Here is a 16,947-nt window from a genome sequence, read left to right as displayed (position 1 = left end):
CGTCATGCGTCGCCCGGACGCACGCGCGCAGGATTCCAGCCTAGCCAGTTGTACGCACGATAGCGGGCGATGCCGATATATTCATGCAGCGCGAAATCCGTCAGCGCGAAGTTGTACGCCAGGGGTAACACCGACCGGACCGCACGCAGATAATCCGCGCGAACCGGCGTCGCGGACACGCCAAAATGGGCAAAGTACAACGCGCTGCGCCGCAGATGGATGCCCGAGGACACGAGCACCACGCGGTCGGCGCCGTAGCGCGCCAGTACCGCGCTCGTGAACTGGGCGTTCTGCCACGTATTCATGCTGTCCGGTTCGAGCAGTATGTCGCCGGCATCCATTCCAAGTTTGGCAAGCGCGTCCCGATAAATTGTCGCCTCGGGCAGGCCCGTGTGCGCCGCGTCACCGCCGCTCACGACGATCTTGCAATCGGTAGCGGCCTTCCGGCAATCGTTGTAGAGCCCTGCCGCCTCGACGATGCGCGCGTACGAAAATACGCCTGGCTCGGCCGCCCCCGCGACGCTTTCGGTACCGGCGCCCAGTAGCACGATCGCATTGCGCGTGTTCCACGCGACCGGCGGCTTCACGGCATAGGCCGATTGCAGATGTTCCAGCAACCATGCCGGGACCGGGCCGCATCCAAGGGCCAGCAGCAACGCGATTGCCACGAGCCCAAGCCCCCGGCTCGTGCGACGCCATTTGAGAGCCGCGCAGCAGGCCGCGAGCAATACCAGGACAGCAAGCAGGGGAAGCGTCATCGGGAGATTGTAAGCGGGTCCGGCATTTGCTACCCGGCCGGGCATTCCATCGGCAAGCCCGGTACGTTCTCTCCTTCATAGACCCGGCGTGCCGCCTTGACCACGTAAAGGAGATCAGCATGAAGATTGCGAGAAACCTGACGCGCGCCGCCGGCGTCGCCGCCGCCAGCCTGGCGCTCTTGGCCGTTCAAGGCTGCGCCACCAAGCCGGAGTCCACGGACCCACTGGTGCCGGTCTTCCAGGGACAGCGCGTCTGGAACGGCGTCACCACCACGTCCGAAGGACGTGTCTTCGTCAGCTACTCGCAGGCGGACGGTCCCGGCACCCAGGTGGCCGAACTGGACGCCCAGGGCCAGCCCTTCCCCTTCCCCGACGCCAACTGGAACGTCGCGCTGGCCTCGGTGGCCGGCCCCATCGGCAACGGCTATGTCCACGTGAATGCCTTGCGCGTGGGCCCCGACGGCAAGCTGTGGATCGTCGATGCCGGCGCCCCGGGCATAGGCAAACCCGCCGTCAAGGGCGGCGCCCGCCTGTTCCAGTTCGACCCGCAAACGCGTTCCCTGCTGCGCGTCTACGATCTGGCGCCCGTGGTCAATCCCTACACCTTCATCGACGACGTCCGTTTCAACGGGCCGTTCGCCTACATGACCGACGCCGGCGCGCCGGGCCTGGTGGTACTGGACCTGCGTACGGGAGTGGCGCGGCGCGTGCTCGACAGCCATCCTTCGTTGATGGCGTCGCGCCCCCTGCAAGCGGAAGGCCGTACCTTGACGGATGCCAAGGGCCAACCGCTGTACATCCATGCCGACCAGCTGGAGGTCTCGCCGGATGGCCAGTGGCTGTACTACCAGGCCGCTTCCGGACCGCTGGCCCGCATCGCCACGCGCTGGCTCAATGACGCCAGCGTCACGCCCAAGCAGCTGGAATCGCACGTCGAGCTGAAGTGGGCCAACACGCCCACCACCGGCGGCACCGCCATCGATTCGCAGGGCAATATCTACGTCAGCGATGCGGACAAGCAGCGCATCTTGCGCATCTCGCCGGAGGGCAAGCAGAGCGTCGTCATCGAAGACCCACGCCTGGTCTGGGGCGATGCCATGTGGATAGACCGCGCCGGCTATCTGTGGATCCCGGCATCGCAGCAAAGCCGCACGCCCGACTTCAACGGCGGCAAGATGGAAGTACAGAATCCGGTGGTGATCTACAAGCTGCAGATCCACGCGCAGCCAAGTCCGCTGGACCAGCCCTGATAGCCAGGGGTGGAACAGCCATCGGCGGCCGAGGCGGCCGCCGATGGCTTTGTCGCAGTGATACGCTCGACGGTCGTCGTATGTACTGCGCGAATTACTACCCGAGTTTTTCACACGCGCGCCGCACGCGGGCGCAGCCTTCTTCCAGCACCTCCATGGACGACGCGATGGAGATGCGGAAATGGGGCGACGTGCCGTAGGCGGCGCCTTGCAGCACGGCCAGGTTTTCCTCGTCCAGCAGGTACAGGATGACGTCCTCGTCGTTGTTCAATAGCTTGCCGCCGGGCGTGCGGCGGCCGATGAGATCGGCGCAGGACGGATAGACGTAGAAGGCACCCTGCGGCAAGGCGCAACTCACACCGGCGCATTCGTTGAGCAGCCCCACCACACGGTCGCGGCGCTGCTGGAAAATCGCCGCCCGTTCCTTGATGAAGTGCTGCGGCCCCGTCAAGGCCTCGGTCGCCGCGGCCTGGCTGATCGAGCTGGGATTCGACGTGCTGTGCGACTGCATCTTGGTCATGGCGAAGATCAGATCGCGCGGACCACCGGCATAACCGATGCGCCATCCCGTCATCGCATAAGCCTTGGACACGCCATTCACCGTCAACGTGCGTTCGTACAGCCGCGGCTCCACCTGCGCGATGGTCTTGAACCGGCGGTCATCGAACAGGATGTGCTCGTACATGTCGTCGGTCAGGATCCACACCTGCGGATGACGCAGCAGCACCTGCGCCAACGCGCGTAACTCTTCCTCCGAATAGACGCTGCCGCCCGGATTGCCCGGCGCGTTGAGTATCAGCCAGCGCGTGTTCGGCGTGATGGCCCGTTCCAGCGCCTCGGGCTGCAGCTTCAGGTCGTGCTGGCGCGAGCCCTGCACGAACACGGGCGTGCCGCCGGCCAGCAACACGATGTCTGGATAGGAGACCCAGTACGGCGCGGGAATGATGACCTCACAGCCCGCTTCCACGGTACACATCAAGGCGTTGAAGATTACCTGCTTGGCACCGGTGCCGGCCATCACTTCCTGCGATCCATACTCCAGGCCATTCTCGCGGCGGAACTTGTCCCTTATGGCGGCTTTCAGGTCCGGCGTGCCGCCGATGTCGGTGTACTTGGTCCGCGAATCCCGCATCGCGCGTATCGCGGCCTCGACCACGTGATCCGGCGTATCGAAATCCGGCTCGCCCGCCGACAGGCTGACGATGTCGCGGCCTTGCGCCCGCAATTCGCGGGCGCGCTGGCCAGCCATGGAACTGGGAGAAGGTTTGATGCGATGGGTGCGCTGCGCCAGATTGAGAGCCATGATTTTTTGGGGCTGAACGAGAGCGTTGGGAAAGGGAATGGCTTTGAAGCTTACGCGTGCGCCTGTATCCTTTCTATTGATAAATTTTGGTCTTCTTTTCGTGAAAAACGAATAAAGGGCGAAGCATGTCCAACCACGTTTCATTGCGTCATTTGCGCTGTTTCGTCGCCGTCGCGCGCAGCGGATCATTCACCGCGGCGGCCGCCCGGCTGTACATGACGCAGTCGTCCCTGACGCACGTGATCCAGCAATTCGAGGAGGCCGTCGGCATCAAGCTGTTCGATCGCAGCACGCGCCGTGTATCCATGACCGAGGAAGCCGAACGCTACCTGGCCGAAGCCGAGCAGATGATCAAGCGCTTCGACGCGTCCATCGCCGATCTCAAGGCCTTCGCCAGCGTGCAGCGCGGGCACCTGCACATCGCCGCGGCTGCCTCGGTGATCGACTATTACCTGTACAAGGTCATCGAACGCTTCCGTGCGCAGTTCCCGCAGATCACGGTGTCGATACGCGATGCAGGCGCGCAGCAGGTCGAGCAGCTGGTTGCCGAAGGCGCCATCGACTTCGCCGTAGCCTCGCGCCATCGCGGGCTGGAAGACCTGCTGTATACGCCCTTGCTCACGGACCGCTACGGCATCATCCTGGCAGCCGACGATCCGCGGGCACGCTCGAACGCGCCGCTGCCATGGAGCGATCTGGATCCGGCAAGCTACGTCGGCTTCAGTGCCGATACCGGTATCGATTCCTTCCTGCGCAAGCATGCACGAGGCTTCAAGCAGGGCGAGGGCCACCGCCACGAGGCATCGAGCACCACCTCGCTGTTCTCCCTGCTGAAAAGCCCCGGCAACTACTCGGTGGTGCCGGCACTGACGGCACAGCATGGCTACGCCCACGCCTTGCACTTTCGGCCACTGAAGTCACCGCAGCTGATGCGCGAGATCTGCCTGATCTCGCGCCGCCTGCGTTCGCTATCGCCGGGCGCGGAAGCCTTCCTGGCAATATTGCGCCAAGTCTTGCACGATACCCCGGTGCCGCCGTATACGAAGATCAATCCATCTTGATTCCAGCCTTGTCGATCACGTCCTTCCATATCGGCGTCTCGGTCTTCATGCGCTGGGCCAGCACGTCCGGCGCGCCGCCAGTGATGTCGAAGCCCATGTCCTGCATCTTCTTCACCACGTCCGGTTCCTTCAACGCCTTGTCGAAAGCCTTGTTCAAGGTGGCGACGATGGCCGGCGGCGTGCCGGCCGGCGCCAGGATGCCGTACCAGGCCACCAGCTCATAGCCAGGGATGGCCGCCTCGCTGATGGTCGGCAGGTCCGGATAGCCGGGCAGGCGATTCCTGGTGCTCACCGCCAACGCACGCAGCTTGCCGTCCTTGACCAGCGGCATCGCCTCCGGCATCACCGCGATCATGAAGGTCGTCTGGCCGCCGATCAGGTCGGTCAGCGCCGGCGCGCCGCCCTTGTAGGGCACGTGGACCAGCGGCACGCCCAATGCGCGCTTGTACAGTTCGCCACCCAGGTGCGATGGGGTGCCGCTACCGGCGGACGCGTAGCTCCAGGGACCGCCCGGCCCCTTCATCATCGTGTTGAGTTCCTGCAGCGTATGCGCCTTGCTGCCAGTGCCGACCACCACCACATTGGGCATGGTGCTGGTCATGATGATGGGCGCCAGGTCCTTCTGCGGGTCGAAAGGAAGATTGGAATACAGGCTGGGATTGACCGCCAGCGCCGTCGACGTCGCCAGGATCAGCGTGTAGCCATCGGGCTTGGACTTCGCCACGTAGTTGGTGCCGATATTGCTGCCGGCGCCAGGACGGTTCTCGACGATGACGGTCTGTCCCAATTGCTCGCCCACTTTCTGGCCCAGCAGGCGGGCGGTCAGGTCGGTGGAACCGCCGGCAGGGTACGGCACGATGATGCGTATGGGTTGTTCCGGATAAGCGGCATGCGCGGCGCTGGCACAAACCAGGGCCGATAGCGCGAGCGCACCATGGGTAAAGAGACGTCTGATGGCATGGCTTGCGGTGTGTCCGACTGCATGCCTGACTGCGGAGTGCTTCATGGTTTCCCCTTGCGATGTGAACTGCGGGACACGGGGTGGTTGTTCTCCCGTGCGGTATAGAAAAGCAGAGGCGCACGAAGCTCGTGCGCCCTGGCATGTCATGCGGTCCCCCCGGCATAGCCTTGCCGCACATCATGTTCGACATGAGCGGCTTCCCGCTCGCGCGGCGGTCCGTAGCCGCCGCCGCCCGGCGTGCGCAAGACAATCTCGTCGCCGGGCTGGATCCAGTGCGTCTTGCGATTGTCGATGCTCACGCCGTTGATCAGCACTTCACCGCAACCGCCTTGCGCGCCCCCCGCGATACCGGGCGCGGGTATCCTGGTCCGCTCGGTCATGAAGATCACCGACATGGGCGTCGCATGGCGGCTGACGAAGCACACTTCCTCGCCCAGGCCGCCACGATGGCGGCCGTCACCGCCCGAGCCGCCGCGCAGGGCCTTGTACTTGAACAACAGCGGCGCCTCGCGTTCGGCGACTTCCACCGGCGTGGGTGAAATATTGCTGGGCCAGGCCATCACGGAGGCGCCATCCTTGCGCGCCGAACCGCCCATGCCACCGTTGTAGAACAACACCGTGGCGAAGGGCTTGCCGTTCTCGCGGGTGCCGCTGAAATTGGCCACCCACAACGGCGAGCCGGCGCCGCCAATGACGGCCTCGGGCAACACCTGGGCCATGGCGCCGAATACCACCGTCGGCACGTAGTGCCCGGTGCAGGAGCGGCCGCCGACCGGCGCGGGCTGGCGCGGATTGAGCAGCGAACCTTCCGGCGCGGACACCACGATGGGGCGGAACAGCCCGTCGTTATTGGGCAGGTCCGGCAGCAGCAAGGCCTTGATGGCATACGCCGACATGGCTGTCGTGTAGGCCAGCACGCAGTTGATGCCCCGCGGCTGCTGCGGCGACGTACCCGCATAGTCGCAGGTAATGGTGTCGCCTTCGATACGCAACGCGATGGCATAGTGGAACGGATCTTCAAACCCGTCGGTCTGCATCTCGTAACGGTACGTGCCATCGGGCAGCGCCTGGATGGCCGCGCGCATCGCGGCTTCGCTGCGTTCGAACAGGGCGTGCGCCAGCGGATCGATCTCGGCCATGCCGTACTCGCCCAGCAAGGCATCCAGGCGCCGGCCGATCAATTCCAGCGCGCCGACCTGGGCCCAGATGTCGCCCACGGTCTGCTCGGGCGTACGCACATTGGTGCGCAGCAATTGCAGCAAGGTCGGATCGTCCTTACCTTCGCGCAGGAAGTGGAGGAGGGGCATATGAAAGCCTTCCTCGAACAGCTCGCGCGTGTCGACGGAACGGATCTTGCCACCGATGTCCGGCACATGCGCCGTGGATGCCGCGAAGGCCACGATACGGCCCTGGTGGAACAGCGGTTTGATCATCGTCACGTCGTTCAGATGGCCGGTGCCTATCCACGGATTGTTGGTGATGAACACGTCACCCGGCCGCATGTTTTCCTTGCCGAAGTGCGCGATCGCGGCCTGCGCGGTGCGGGGCAAGGTGCCGATGAAGGACGGGATGCTGCCGCTGTTCTCCGACAGGGAACGGCCGTCGGAGTCTGTCAGGACCACGGCGAAGTCATTGGCCTCGGTCGACAGCGTCGAGAACGACGTGCGCACGATCATCTTGGCGGCTTCGTTGACGATGGAGCGTATACGCGCCCAGAACACTTCAAGGAAGATGGGATCATCGGCCAGCTTGGCCAGTTGGGTTTGCTGCGTCATGCCTGCTCCAGGATTTCAACGATCAGATTGCCGGTGGCGGATTGGCTGACCCGTCCGCGCGGCCCCACCACCAAGGTGGAACCGTCGTCCTCGACCAGCAGCGGGCCGTCGGCCTGGAAGCCGGCGCGCAAGCTGTTGCGATCGTAGATCGGCGTATCGACGTAATCGCCCTGCTCCCGGAAGTACACCTGGCGGCGCGCCTTGGGCGCGGGCGTGCTGCCCGCGGCGACGCCTTCATCGCGGGGGACTTCGCGTGGCGGCGCTTCGCCGGAGACACGCAGGTTGAGGAGTTCGATGGGCACATCCGGGGGCGTACGGCCAAACTTCTCGCGATAGGCGCTTTCGAAAGCGGCCAGCAGCACCTTGCGCTCGTCGGCCGCGTCGCCTTTGCCCGTTTCCGCGCCATACGGACCCGGCGGCAGCGGCACGGTCAAGGTAAAGCCCTGCCCGACGAAGCGGCCATCGGCATGGCGCGACAAGCGCACCGGCCCGAAGGTCGCTTCCAGCGCCTGCAGGGACTGCAGCACCTGGCCTTCCAGTTCGGTATAGGCGTTTTCCAGCACCTGAAGGGAATCGCTGCCCGGCCGCATGCTGACCGTGCGCGAGCGGTCCGCGCGCGCCGGGGCCACCAGCAGGCCGTACGCCGATGCCACGCCGGCCGCGGGTGGGCATACCAGGGTGCGCACGCCTATCTTCCGGGCCACGTAGTAGCCGTGCAGAGGGCCGCCCCCACCCGTACACAGCAGCACGAAATCGCGCGGGTCACGGCCGCGCTCGGCCACGTGGACACGGGCAGCGCCTGCCATGTTCTCGGCAACGATGTCGTGGATGCCCCACGCCGCGCCCACCACGTCACGCCCGACCGACTCGCCCACGCGCGCCAGTTCGCGGCGCGCCTGGTCCAGGTCGATGGACATGGTGCCGCCGGCGAAGTAGTCCGGGTTCAGATAACCCAGCACCAGGTTGGCATCGGTCACCGTGGCATCCGTGCCGCCCCGGTTGTAGCAGGCCGGGCCCGGCTCGGAGCCCGCGCTCTGCGGGCCCACTTTCAGCAGGCCCAGCGCGTCGCGGTGGGCGATGCTGCCGCCGCCCGCGCCGATCTCGATCAGGTCGACCGTGGTGATGCGGATGGGCAGGCCGCTACCTTCCGCGAAGCGCTTCTGGCGCGCGGCCTCGAAACCGTAGGCAATGGCGGGGTTGCCGTTTTCGACCAGGCACAGCTTGGCGGTGGTGCCCCCCATGTCGAAGGCGAGCAGATTGGACAGCGAATCGCGCAGGCTGTAATGCGACGCCGAGATGGCGCCGGCGGCGGGGCCGGACTCCAGCAGTTCGATGGGTGTGCGGCGCGCTTCGTCGACGTGGCACAGGCCGCCATTGGACAGCATCATCAGCACGTCGGTGGGCAACCCCTGCTGGCCCAGGCGCTGCTGCAGGGAGGTCAGGTAGCGATTCGCCAAGGGCTTGATGTAAGCGTTGGCGCAGGTCGTGGACATGCGTTCGAACTCACGGATCACCGGCGCGACGTCGCTGGACAAGGTCACTTCCAGCTGGGGGAAATGCCGCGCCAGGATGTCGCGCACTGCTACTTCGTGGCGCGCATCGACATAGGCGTGCAGCAGGCAAACCGCCAGCGAACCGACCCCCTCGTCGACCAACGGCTGGACCGCGCGGCAGACATCGTCCGCAACGATCGGCGCCAGCTCGCTGCCGGAGGCATCCATGCGCGCGCCGATCTCGGCACGCCAGCGGCGTTGTACCAGCGCAGGGGCCGCCTCGATGTGCAGGTCGTACAGATCGTATTTGCGTTCGTTGCCGATTTCGAGAACGTCGCGGAAGCCCTGCGTCGTCAGCAGACCGGTCGGTTCGCCGCGCCGCTCGATCAAGGCGTTGGTGAACAACGTGGTGGCATGCACGACACGGCGCACGTCGCCAGGTTTGATCGCGCATTGCTCGACCAGGGTCTTCACGCCATCGGCCACGCCTTGCGCGGGGTCGCCGTGAGTCGTCAACACCTTCAGCGTGCGCAACGCCCCGCCTTCATAGTTCAGGGCCACCACGTCCGTGAACGTGCCCCCGATATCGATACCGATTGCCCAGGCTGCCACCGTGCTGCTCCTTGATTCCTGATGGGATATGCAGCAGATGATAGGGAATCGATTTCCAGCTATCCAACCAAAATTATCGATGCATTATTCGTGTTTCGATAAAAGTAGTGGATAACCCGATCGGGGTTTTCGCTGGACTTATCGCCTGGCGGCAATAAAAAAGGATGCCTGATCATCCTCAGGCATCCTTTGCTTGCAGTGAGCGGCGTGGCAGGGCGTGCCGCGCCAGCGCGTTCATGCGCCCGCCAGCGTCCCTTCTTCCTTCAGCACCTTGGGCGTCCAGGTTTCGAACGGCATGCCCAGCACCTGCGCATGGCGCTTTTCATAATCGAGGAACTCCGGCGAGATGCCGGAACCGCGCATGCCGCCGCGCACGGCGCCACCGCGCACGTCGATGTAGTACACGTCCCAGTCGGCGGGCAGCTCCTGCGAAATGGGTACCGCCAGCCACAGGCGCAGCAGATGCCGCTTGCGGTCGGCCTCCTCGTAGTCTTCGAAGGCAGTGCGTGAGTGCAGCGTCACATAGCTGTTGAGCAGCTGCAGGTCGCCCCGTTCGAGCTCCATGTTGTAGCAGAGCTTGTCGCCCGCCATCAGTTCATCCAGCAGATCCAGCGCCTGTTCCTGCGCCGGCGTCCAGCGCGGCACTTCGGGGAAGTCGCGCTGGGCGGCCACCGAGTTCTTGCGGTTGGTGCGGGCGGCGAACTGGGTCGGGTGATTGCCGAAGATGGACAGCGGGTAGTAAGGCGGCTGGCTGGGATCCTGCGCGCCCTGGTAGCTGTGGTAGTAGGGCTGGTGCAGGACTTCCAGCAGGTCGGGGCGCAGGCGCTCGATCTCTTCATGCAATGCGATGGAGCTGACCACCTTGCTGCTGCCGCCCGACTTGGCGGTGCGGCGGCACATCAGCGCCACGACGTCGCAGGAATCCATGTGGAAATCCAGCTCGGCATTGGTGTTGTAACCGCGGCCCCCTTTCGTCTTGTAGGAGCCGCCGGCATCGCGCACGTCGGTCATCACATCGCTGGCGCGATTCTGCGGCCGGCCCACGCCCATGTACAGGCCTATGCCCCAATACGCCAGGCGGGTGTCCTCTTCGCTCCACACATCGACTGGAAAGCCCTTGAGCAGGCACATGCCCCAGCGTCCTTGCGTAGTGGCGATGGCGGCGCGCAGGATGGCCTGGGTGGCCTCGTCCAGCGGGAAATCGTCCTTGCTCCATTGCAGCAAGGGCTTGGCGACCGTCCTGGCGTGCGCCAACGCCTTGTCCAGCGCGGCCACATGGGCGGGCCCCAGGCGCAGGACCCAGGAACGATCGTCATGCGCCTGCTGCGCGGTCCACGCGGCGGGTTGGCCAAAGTCGGGGTAAGTGCCTGCGGGAGCGGCGCCAGGGGCGGGGGCAGCGGACTTGCCCTGTGTGTGCGTATCCATCTCGGACTCCATCGGTAACGTATGAATGGAGTCTAGATACGCAACGCGTCCCTGTATATCGACGCTATTTGACGGCTGGCATCAGGAAATTTGATGTCAGTGGGCGGACCCGCCGCAGTACCGGCACCGGTCCGCGCCCTGACCGCCTGTCAAGAAGGCGAACCGCCCTGCAGCGGGGGCATTGCGCCCGGCTCGTCGAAGACCGACAGATGGTCGGCGACGGACCGTATGCCCGCCATGGCGGCGACCGCAGTGATGAGCACCTTGTGTTCGGCGCTCAGCACATGGCCCGCCAGGCTGGCGATGCCGTCATTGACGGAAACATCGATCGCGTCCGGGCTGCTGACCAGATGGCCCAGCCTGGCGCGGATATTTTCCACCAGGGTGTAGTCGTCGACCACGGCGGCGGTCAGGCTGGACTCGACTTCCCTGGCCACGCGGCGCGCGCCATGGGCCAGTTGCGATCCTTCGCTACGCACGCACTGGCTGAAGCTGTCGCAGGCATCGCGCACCTTGTCGTTCAACTGCGCCCGGCGGCGGCGGCCCAGGTCAGGGTCCAGGTAATACATCGCAATAGCGCCCACGGCGGCCGCTTTCAGGCAAGTGATAAGGTCTCTCATGGCCGCCCCGCGTTCGATGATTTCTGGTCCGTCGTGGCGGCGTCTTTCTTCGGTAATTCCTGTGCCTGGCGGCGCGGGTCTTCGCCGCTGAAGCCACCGTAGCTACTTTGTCCCGGATCCGCGCTCCGGCTATGGATATCTTCGCCCTTTGCTTTTTCATGCGCCCCGCTGCCCGCGCTTGGCAGGTTCTCCGGCTTACCGGCGGGACGGGTCGATCGATGCTCTTCGCTCATGGACGTCTCCTTGCGTTGGGTGGGATGGCTGGGCACACTTCCAGCAAGGCGCGTTCCCTGCACGCGAGACGCCTCCTGCCCGGCGCAGTCAGATCCGCACGGCGCCCAGCATCAGCAGCTTGAAGACGAAGGCGAGGGCGCCGGCCGTGGCGACACCGGCCGTCCATAAGGCCACCATCCAGGCGAAGGAACGCCAACCGGCAGCCATCAGTGATACCCCGAATCGCTTGCCACCTTGCCGCGGAACACCCAGTACGACAGGGCGGTATACGCAAGGATGACGGGCAGGACGACGATCACCCCCACCAGCGCGAAGCCCTGGCTGGAACGCGGCGACGACGCCTGCCAGATATCCATCGAACCCGGCAGGATGTAGGGAAAGATGCTGAGCATCAAGCCGCTGAAGCCAAGAAAGACGATACCGATCGCATAAGCGAAAGGCTGGCGGTCCAGGCCGCGGCGCGTCGCGCGAAAGATGCCCGCGATCGCCAGCACCAGCAACGCCGGCACCGGCAGGAAATAAAAGAAGTTGGCCGGATCGAACCAGCGTGCCGACACCCGCGGCTGCGCCAGCATGGTCCATACGCTGATCACCGCGATGGCCGCCAGCAGCAACAGGGACAAAGGCCGCATCACGGCGAGCAGCTTGCGCTGCAGCTCGCCGCCGGTCTTGCCGATCAGCCATCCGCAACCGAGGCAGGCATACGTCACGCAAAGCCCCAGGCCGCAGAAGAAGCTGAAGGGCGACAGCCACTCCATGCCGTTGCCGGTGTAACGGCCAGCGCTCATGGGTATGCCTTGCAGCAAGGTGCCCAGCACCATGCCCTGGCAGAACGTGGCCAGCGCGGAACCGCCCATGAACGCGATGTCCCACGCATGCCGGGTGCGCTGCGCCTTCGCGCGCAACTCGAACGCGGCGCCGCGAAAGATCAGTCCGCACAGCATCAGCACCAACGGCAGGTAGGTCGCGGACAGCAAGCCGCCATAGACCGCGGGGAAAGCCGCATACAGGCCGGCGCCGCCCAACACCATCCACGTCTCGTTGCCGTCCCACACAGGCGCCACCGTGTTCATCATCAACTGGCGTTCCCGTTCTTGCGGAAAGAGCGGATACAACAAGCCGATGCCAAGGTCGAAGCCATCCAGGATCACGTAGATCAGCACGCCCAGTGCGATGACGATGGCCCAGACGGTAGGTAGATCGATAGTCATGACAGTATCTTCAAGGTCAATGCGACGGCGTCCCGGCGCAGGTCGGCTCAGCGTGGCGCTGTGTGGCCCAGGGCGGCGGCCAGGACGTCGTGTTCCAGCGCGGGCGGGACGGCTGGCGCCGGCCGCGCGGCTGGACCCGCCGTTGGACGAGCATCATCCGGGGCGAGGGGCTGCGGACCCTTGTCCAGCAGCTTCAGCATGTAATAGATGCCGCCGCCGAACACCGCGAAATAGACGATAACGAACAGCAGCAGCGATGTACCCAGCTGCTGCACGGTGACCGGACCAACACCTTGCGCCGTGCGCATCAAGCCATACACCACCCACGGCTGGCGTCCCACTTCGGTGGTCACCCACCCCGCCAGCAGCGCGATCAAGCCCGAAGGTCCCATGGCCACCGCGAAGCGCAGGAACCAGCGCGACTCGTACAGGCGTCGTCCGCGCCGCAAGATCAGGCCCAGCAGCCCCAGCAGGAGCATCAGCATGCCCAGCCCCACCATGATGCGGAAGCTCCAGAACACGACGGTCGAGTTGGGCCGGTCCGCCGGCGCGAACGACTTCAGGCCGGCGATCTCGCCGTCCCAGCTGTGGGTCAGGATCAGGCTGCCCAGGCGCGGCGCCGCCACGGCATAACGGGTCCGCTCATTCGCCATGTCGGGAATGCCGAACAGGTTCAAGGGCGTGCCATTCTCATGGGTCTCCCACAATCCCTCTATCGCGGCAATCTTGGCCGGCTGGTACTTCAAGGTGTTCAGGCCATGGGCGTCGCCCACCACGATCTGCAAGGGTGCCAGCACCAGGATCAGCCATAGCGACAACGAGAACGCCCGGCGCACCGCATCGCGCGCACCCTTGCGCAGCAGATGCCAGGCCGAACCCGCGCACACGATCAGGGCGGCGACCAGGAAAGCCGCCAGCGCCATATGCGCCAGGCGATAAGGAAAGGACGGATTGAAGACGATCTGCCACCAGTCCTCGGGCACGATGCGGCCGTTCTCGATGCGCACGCCTTGCGGCGTCTGCATCCAGCTGTTCGAGGACAAGATCCAGAACATGGATATGAGCGTACCCACCGCCACCATGATGGTCGCGCCGAAGTGCGCCTTGGGGCTGACCTTGCGCCAGCCGAACAGCATGATGCCCAGAAAGCCCGCTTCCAGGAAGAACGCCGTCAGCACTTCATAGGTCAGCAGCGGCCCGGTGACGGCACCGGCAAAATCGGCGAAGCCGGCCCAGTTCGTGCCGAACTGATAGCTCATCACCACGCCGGACACCACGCCCAGGCCGAAGGAAAGCGCGAACACCTTGGACCAGAAGAAATACATCTCCCGGTACACCTCGCGGCGCGTCTTCAGCCACGCGCCTTCCAGCACCATGAGAAAGCTGGCGAGCCCGATGCTGATGGCGGGGAAGATGATGTGAAAGGAAACCGTGAACGCGAACTGGAAACGCGCGAGATCGAGAGCGGAAGGCGAGAACGTCATGACATGCGACTCAGGCAACAGCGCCGGAAAAAAGTAACGACGGATAAACGATGCATAGACGGCTGCTAAACGCGGCCGGGGGCTACACCCGCCGATGAAAAATTCTATGTTGCCGCGCCGCATTCCGGCCATTGGACAGATTGCCCCTGGACAAAATGTCCCAGCACATTGTCATGAATGCCATGTTGATCGGCCTCAAGTTGGCGCCAGATTTTTCCGAGGGCGAGGTGTATGCTACGCGGGCCTTTTTTCTTCACCTCTCCGCCGATTTCCGCATGACCTCTTTACGTCTTTCCGAGCTGGCCACGCACGATCACGCCGTGGTCGAACAGGTCATCGACTTGCGTTCGCCCGATCCTGTCGCGGCACGCCTGCGTGACCTTGGTTTCGTCGCTGGCGAGCCGGTGCGTATCGCGGCCAAGGCGCCGTTCGGGGGCGACCCGCTGCTCATTGCCATCGGCACCACGCGCTTCGCCTTGCGGCGCAACGAAGCCGAGCGCGTGCTGGTGACACGCGCGGTCAACGGCGCAATGAATCGCGCCATGACCGACGCAACGACCCCGGAGAAAGATGCAACCGAGGATGCCGGAGGCAAACATGCATGATGCAACGCTGCGGCTGGCGCTGGTCGGCAATCCCAACGCCGGCAAGACAGCCTTGTTCAATCGCCTGACGGGCGGACATCAGAAGGTCGCCAACTATGCAGGCGTGACGGTGGACCGCAAGGAAGGCCGCTTCACCACACCGCGCGGGCGCGTGGTGCGCCTGCTGGATCTGCCGGGCACCTACAGCTTCACCTCGGCCAGCATCGACGAGAGCATCACCACGTCGGTCCTGCTTGGCGACTATCCCGGCGAAACCCGCCCCGATGCCATCGTCTTCGTCGCGGACGCCACCAACCTGCGCCTGCACCTGCGTTTGCTCCTGGAAGTGCGGCGCCTGGGCCTGCCGGTGATCGTGGCGTTGAACATGGCGGACGAGGCCAGGCGCCGCGGCATCCAGATCGATCTCGCGCCGCTGTCGGCACGCTTGGGCATGCCGGTGGTGGAGACCATCGCCGTGCGCCGCAACGGCGTCGAAACACTGATCGCCCAGCTGGACGATGCCATGCCCGTCCCCGCGACCCTGCGCGACAGCGGCGACCTGCACGCCGACGTCCGCGCGCTGCTGGCCGACACCGTACGGATGCCGGCGAGCAGCACCACCATGACCGACCGCATCGACCGCTGGGCCCTGCATCCCGTGCTCGGCTTCCTGATACTTGCCCTGGTCATGTTCCTGACTTTCCAGGCGGTCTACGCCATCGGCAAGCCCATGACCGACGCCATCGCCGACGGCATGGGCTGGGTGGGCGACCTGCTGACTGCCCAGATGGGCGAAGGGCCGCTGCGAGGCCTGTTGCGCGACGGCCTGTTCGGCGGCCTGGGTACCGTGCTCGGCTTCCTGCCGCAGATCCTGACGTTGTTCTTCTTCATCCTGGTCCTGGAAGAGTCAGGTTACCTGCCCCGCGCCGCCTTCCTGCTCGATCGCGTCATGCTGTCGGTCGGCTTGAGCGGCCGCGCCTTCATCCCGCTGCTGTCAAGCTTTGCCTGCGCCATTCCCAGCATCATCGGCACGCGCAGCATTCCCGACCGGCGCGACCGCCTGGTGACCATCCTGGTGGCGCCGTTGATGACCTGCTCCGCGCGCCTGCCGGTCTATGCGCTGTTGATCGGTGCCTTCGTGCCGCTACGGCCCGTACTGGGTGTGTTCAACCTGCAGGGCGCCGTGCTGTTCGCGCTTTACGCCGGCGGCATCGCGGCGGCGCTGGGCGTGGCCTACGTGGGCAAGCGCCTGCGCCGGCGCAACCACGAATCCGCGCTGATCATGGAACTGCCGACCTATCGCCTGCCGAAATGGCGCGACATCGGCATCGGCCTGTGGGAACGCATCTGGATATTCCTCAAGCGCCTGACGGGCGTCATGCTGGCCCTGACCATCATCATGTGGTTCATCGCCAGCTTCCCGGGCGCGCCGGCCAATGCCAGCGACCCCGCCATCGACTACAGCCTGGCCGGCATGATCGGACAATGGATACAGCCGCTGTTCGCGCCGCTGGGTTTCAACTGGCAGATCACGCTGGCCTTGATTCCCGCGTTCGCCGCCCGCGAATCCGCCGTGGCGACCTTGGGCACGGTGTACAGCGTGGCCGAAGGCCAGGACGCCGCGCTGGGCAGCATGCTGGCCGGCAACTTCTCCACCGCCACGGCGCTGGCCTTGATGGTGTGGTTTGCCTTCGCGCCGCAGTGCATGTCGACCCTGGCCGTCATCAAGCGCGAGACCGGCAGCCGCCGCATGGTGTGGCTGTCGTTCGGCTATATGTTCGTGCTGGCCTACGCGGCAACGTTCCTGACCTACCGCCTGGCGAGCTGGCTGCTATGACGGCGACCGGACAACTGTGGCAATACGCCGTCGTGGCCATCGCCCTGGCCGCCAGCCTCGCCGGCGTGCTGCTCCATCTCTTTCCACGCCTGCATGCCGGCGTGCGCCGCGCCATCGGCGCGTTCCTGCGCCACCCGGCCATGCCCGGCCGCCTGCAGCGCGCGGGACAACGCTGGGCCGCGCCACCGCGCGGCGGCTGCTCGAACTGCGCCAGCGGCGGCACGGATGCGCCCCGCGCAATCGCCACGGTTGCCATGCCTGCACGGCGGCGGGCAGGCGGCCGGGGTCGGGCAGACTGATCCGGCAAGTCGATCTGGCAAGTCGATCCGGCAAGTCGAT

Annotated in this window: 16 protein-coding genes; 5 read left to right on the top strand and 11 right to left on the bottom strand. The window is 65.2% G+C overall.

The annotated features are described in order from the left end of the window. Positions 1 to 2: 2 nt before the first annotated feature. Positions 3 to 758: a YdcF family protein gene (locus CEY05_RS18115; RefSeq protein WP_088596891.1), complete on the bottom strand. Its 756-nt coding sequence runs from the start codon at positions 756 to 758 to the stop codon at positions 3 to 5. Positions 759 to 877: 119 nt separating this feature from the next. On the opposite strand from CEY05_RS18115, the gene CEY05_RS18110 reads away from it, so the two are divergent. After that, positions 878 to 2,008: an SMP-30/gluconolactonase/LRE family protein gene (locus tag CEY05_RS18110; protein WP_088596890.1), complete on the top strand. Its 1,131-nt coding sequence runs from the start codon at positions 878 to 880 to the stop codon at positions 2,006 to 2,008. Positions 2,009 to 2,105: 97 nt separating this feature from the next. Here the strand turns inward: CEY05_RS18110 and CEY05_RS18105 are convergent, their stop codons facing one another. Next, a complete protein-coding gene (locus CEY05_RS18105; RefSeq protein ID WP_088596889.1) occupies positions 2,106 to 3,311 on the bottom strand; it encodes an aminotransferase class I/II-fold pyridoxal phosphate-dependent enzyme in 1,206 nt (401 codons plus the stop codon). A 125-nt stretch (positions 3,312 to 3,436) separates the two neighbouring features. Here CEY05_RS18105 and CEY05_RS18100 point away from each other — a divergent pair, with 125 nt between their 5' ends. Continuing rightward, positions 3,437 to 4,372, top strand: coding sequence for a LysR family transcriptional regulator (locus CEY05_RS18100; protein ID WP_088596888.1), 936 nt, complete (start codon positions 3,437 to 3,439; stop codon positions 4,370 to 4,372). Here the strand turns inward: CEY05_RS18100 and CEY05_RS18095 are convergent. The 9 genes from CEY05_RS18095 to CEY05_RS18055 form a co-directional block, all read right to left on the bottom strand. Continuing rightward, the gene (locus CEY05_RS18095) at positions 4,359 to 5,378 is read right to left on the bottom strand and encodes a tripartite tricarboxylate transporter substrate binding protein (RefSeq protein ID WP_088596887.1); all 1,020 of its coding nucleotides are present in this window, start codon (positions 5,376 to 5,378) and stop codon (positions 4,359 to 4,361) included. The two genes, CEY05_RS18100 and CEY05_RS18095, sit on opposite strands and share 14 nt — an antisense overlap. 98 nt (positions 5,379 to 5,476) lie before the next feature. Further along, positions 5,477 to 7,108 (bottom strand): hydantoinase B/oxoprolinase family protein, encoded by a 1,632-nt coding sequence (locus CEY05_RS18090; protein WP_088596886.1) that lies wholly within the window; start codon positions 7,106 to 7,108, stop codon positions 5,477 to 5,479. Further along, on the bottom strand, positions 7,105 to 9,213 hold the full coding sequence (locus CEY05_RS18085) for a hydantoinase/oxoprolinase family protein (RefSeq protein ID WP_088596885.1): 2,109 nt from the start codon (positions 9,211 to 9,213) through the stop codon (positions 7,105 to 7,107). Before CEY05_RS18085 ends, CEY05_RS18090 begins: the two co-directional genes overlap by 4 nt. 234 nt (positions 9,214 to 9,447) lie before the next feature. After that, entirely contained in the window at positions 9,448 to 10,638 is a 1,191-nt protein-coding gene (locus CEY05_RS18080; RefSeq protein ID WP_088596884.1) for a TauD/TfdA family dioxygenase, read from the bottom strand. Positions 10,639 to 10,787: 149 nt separating this feature from the next. After that, positions 10,788 to 11,258 carry a BON domain-containing protein gene (locus CEY05_RS18075; protein WP_143220488.1) on the bottom strand — a complete coding sequence of 157 codons (471 nt, stop codon included), beginning with the start codon at positions 11,256 to 11,258 and terminating at the stop codon, positions 10,788 to 10,790. Then, positions 11,255 to 11,491 carry a hypothetical protein gene (locus CEY05_RS18070; RefSeq protein WP_088596882.1) on the bottom strand — a complete coding sequence of 79 codons (237 nt, stop codon included), beginning with the start codon at positions 11,489 to 11,491 and terminating at the stop codon, positions 11,255 to 11,257. Before CEY05_RS18070 ends, CEY05_RS18075 begins: the two co-directional genes overlap by 4 nt. Positions 11,492 to 11,579: 88 nt before the next feature. Next, positions 11,580 to 11,699 (bottom strand): DUF2474 family protein, encoded by a 120-nt coding sequence (locus CEY05_RS18065; protein WP_088596881.1) that lies wholly within the window; start codon positions 11,697 to 11,699, stop codon positions 11,580 to 11,582. Further along, positions 11,699 to 12,703 carry a cytochrome d ubiquinol oxidase subunit II gene (gene cydB / locus CEY05_RS18060; RefSeq protein WP_088596880.1) on the bottom strand — a complete coding sequence of 335 codons (1,005 nt, stop codon included), beginning with the start codon at positions 12,701 to 12,703 and terminating at the stop codon, positions 11,699 to 11,701. Before cydB ends, CEY05_RS18065 begins: the two co-directional genes overlap by 1 nt. A gap of 47 nt (positions 12,704 to 12,750) precedes the next feature. Continuing rightward, on the bottom strand, positions 12,751 to 14,187 hold the full coding sequence (locus tag CEY05_RS18055; RefSeq protein WP_088596879.1) for a cytochrome ubiquinol oxidase subunit I: 1,437 nt from the start codon (positions 14,185 to 14,187) through the stop codon (positions 12,751 to 12,753). Between the two features lie 182 nt (positions 14,188 to 14,369). On the opposite strand from CEY05_RS18055, the gene CEY05_RS18050 reads away from it, so the two are divergent. From CEY05_RS18050 to CEY05_RS18040, 3 genes are read left to right on the top strand one after another with little or no spacing between them, the layout of a single operon-like run. Further along, positions 14,370 to 14,792 (top strand): FeoA family protein, encoded by a 423-nt coding sequence (locus tag CEY05_RS18050; RefSeq protein ID WP_233161582.1) that lies wholly within the window; start codon positions 14,370 to 14,372, stop codon positions 14,790 to 14,792. Further along, positions 14,785 to 16,608: a ferrous iron transporter B gene (locus CEY05_RS18045; RefSeq protein WP_088596878.1), complete on the top strand. Its 1,824-nt coding sequence runs from the start codon at positions 14,785 to 14,787 to the stop codon at positions 16,606 to 16,608. Before CEY05_RS18050 ends, CEY05_RS18045 begins: the two co-directional genes overlap by 8 nt. Next, positions 16,605 to 16,907: a DUF6587 family protein gene (locus CEY05_RS18040; protein ID WP_088596877.1), complete on the top strand. Its 303-nt coding sequence runs from the start codon at positions 16,605 to 16,607 to the stop codon at positions 16,905 to 16,907. Before CEY05_RS18045 ends, CEY05_RS18040 begins: the two co-directional genes overlap by 4 nt. Positions 16,908 to 16,947 lie beyond the last annotated feature (40 nt).

It is taken from the genome of Achromobacter sp. HZ34 (genome assembly GCF_002209485.1).
Taxonomy (GTDB): domain Bacteria; phylum Pseudomonadota; class Gammaproteobacteria; order Burkholderiales; family Burkholderiaceae_B; genus Bordetella_C.
Note: the sequence above shows the minus strand (reverse complement) of the source record. Positions and strands in the feature narration are given on the sequence as shown.

Coding starts and splice junctions, on each gene's coding strand:
- CEY05_RS18115 (WP_088596891.1), bottom strand. CDS start 758: ATGACGCTTCCCCTGCTTGCTGTCCTGGTATTGCTCGCGGCCTGCTGC.
- CEY05_RS18110 (WP_088596890.1), top strand. CDS start 878: ATGAAGATTGCGAGAAACCTGACGCGCGCCGCCGGCGTCGCCGCCGCC.
- CEY05_RS18105 (WP_088596889.1), bottom strand. CDS start 3,311: ATGGCTCTCAATCTGGCGCAGCGCACCCATCGCATCAAACCTTCTCCC.
- CEY05_RS18100 (WP_088596888.1), top strand. CDS start 3,437: ATGTCCAACCACGTTTCATTGCGTCATTTGCGCTGTTTCGTCGCCGTC.
- CEY05_RS18095 (WP_088596887.1), bottom strand. CDS start 5,378: ATGAAGCACTCCGCAGTCAGGCATGCAGTCGGACACACCGCAAGCCAT.
- CEY05_RS18090 (WP_088596886.1), bottom strand. CDS start 7,108: ATGACGCAGCAAACCCAACTGGCCAAGCTGGCCGATGATCCCATCTTC.
- CEY05_RS18080 (WP_088596884.1), bottom strand. CDS start 10,638: ATGGATACGCACACACAGGGCAAGTCCGCTGCCCCCGCCCCTGGCGCC.
- CEY05_RS18075 (WP_143220488.1), bottom strand. CDS start 11,258: ATGAGAGACCTTATCACTTGCCTGAAAGCGGCCGCCGTGGGCGCTATT.
- CEY05_RS18070 (WP_088596882.1), bottom strand. CDS start 11,491: ATGAGCGAAGAGCATCGATCGACCCGTCCCGCCGGTAAGCCGGAGAAC.
- CEY05_RS18065 (WP_088596881.1), bottom strand. CDS start 11,699: ATGGCTGCCGGTTGGCGTTCCTTCGCCTGGATGGTGGCCTTATGGACG.
- cydB (WP_088596880.1), bottom strand. CDS start 12,703: ATGACTATCGATCTACCTACCGTCTGGGCCATCGTCATCGCACTGGGC.
- CEY05_RS18055 (WP_088596879.1), bottom strand. CDS start 14,187: ATGACGTTCTCGCCTTCCGCTCTCGATCTCGCGCGTTTCCAGTTCGCG.
- CEY05_RS18050 (WP_233161582.1), top strand. CDS start 14,370: ATGTTGATCGGCCTCAAGTTGGCGCCAGATTTTTCCGAGGGCGAGGTG.
- CEY05_RS18045 (WP_088596878.1), top strand. CDS start 14,785: ATGCATGATGCAACGCTGCGGCTGGCGCTGGTCGGCAATCCCAACGCC.
- CEY05_RS18040 (WP_088596877.1), top strand. CDS start 16,605: ATGACGGCGACCGGACAACTGTGGCAATACGCCGTCGTGGCCATCGCC.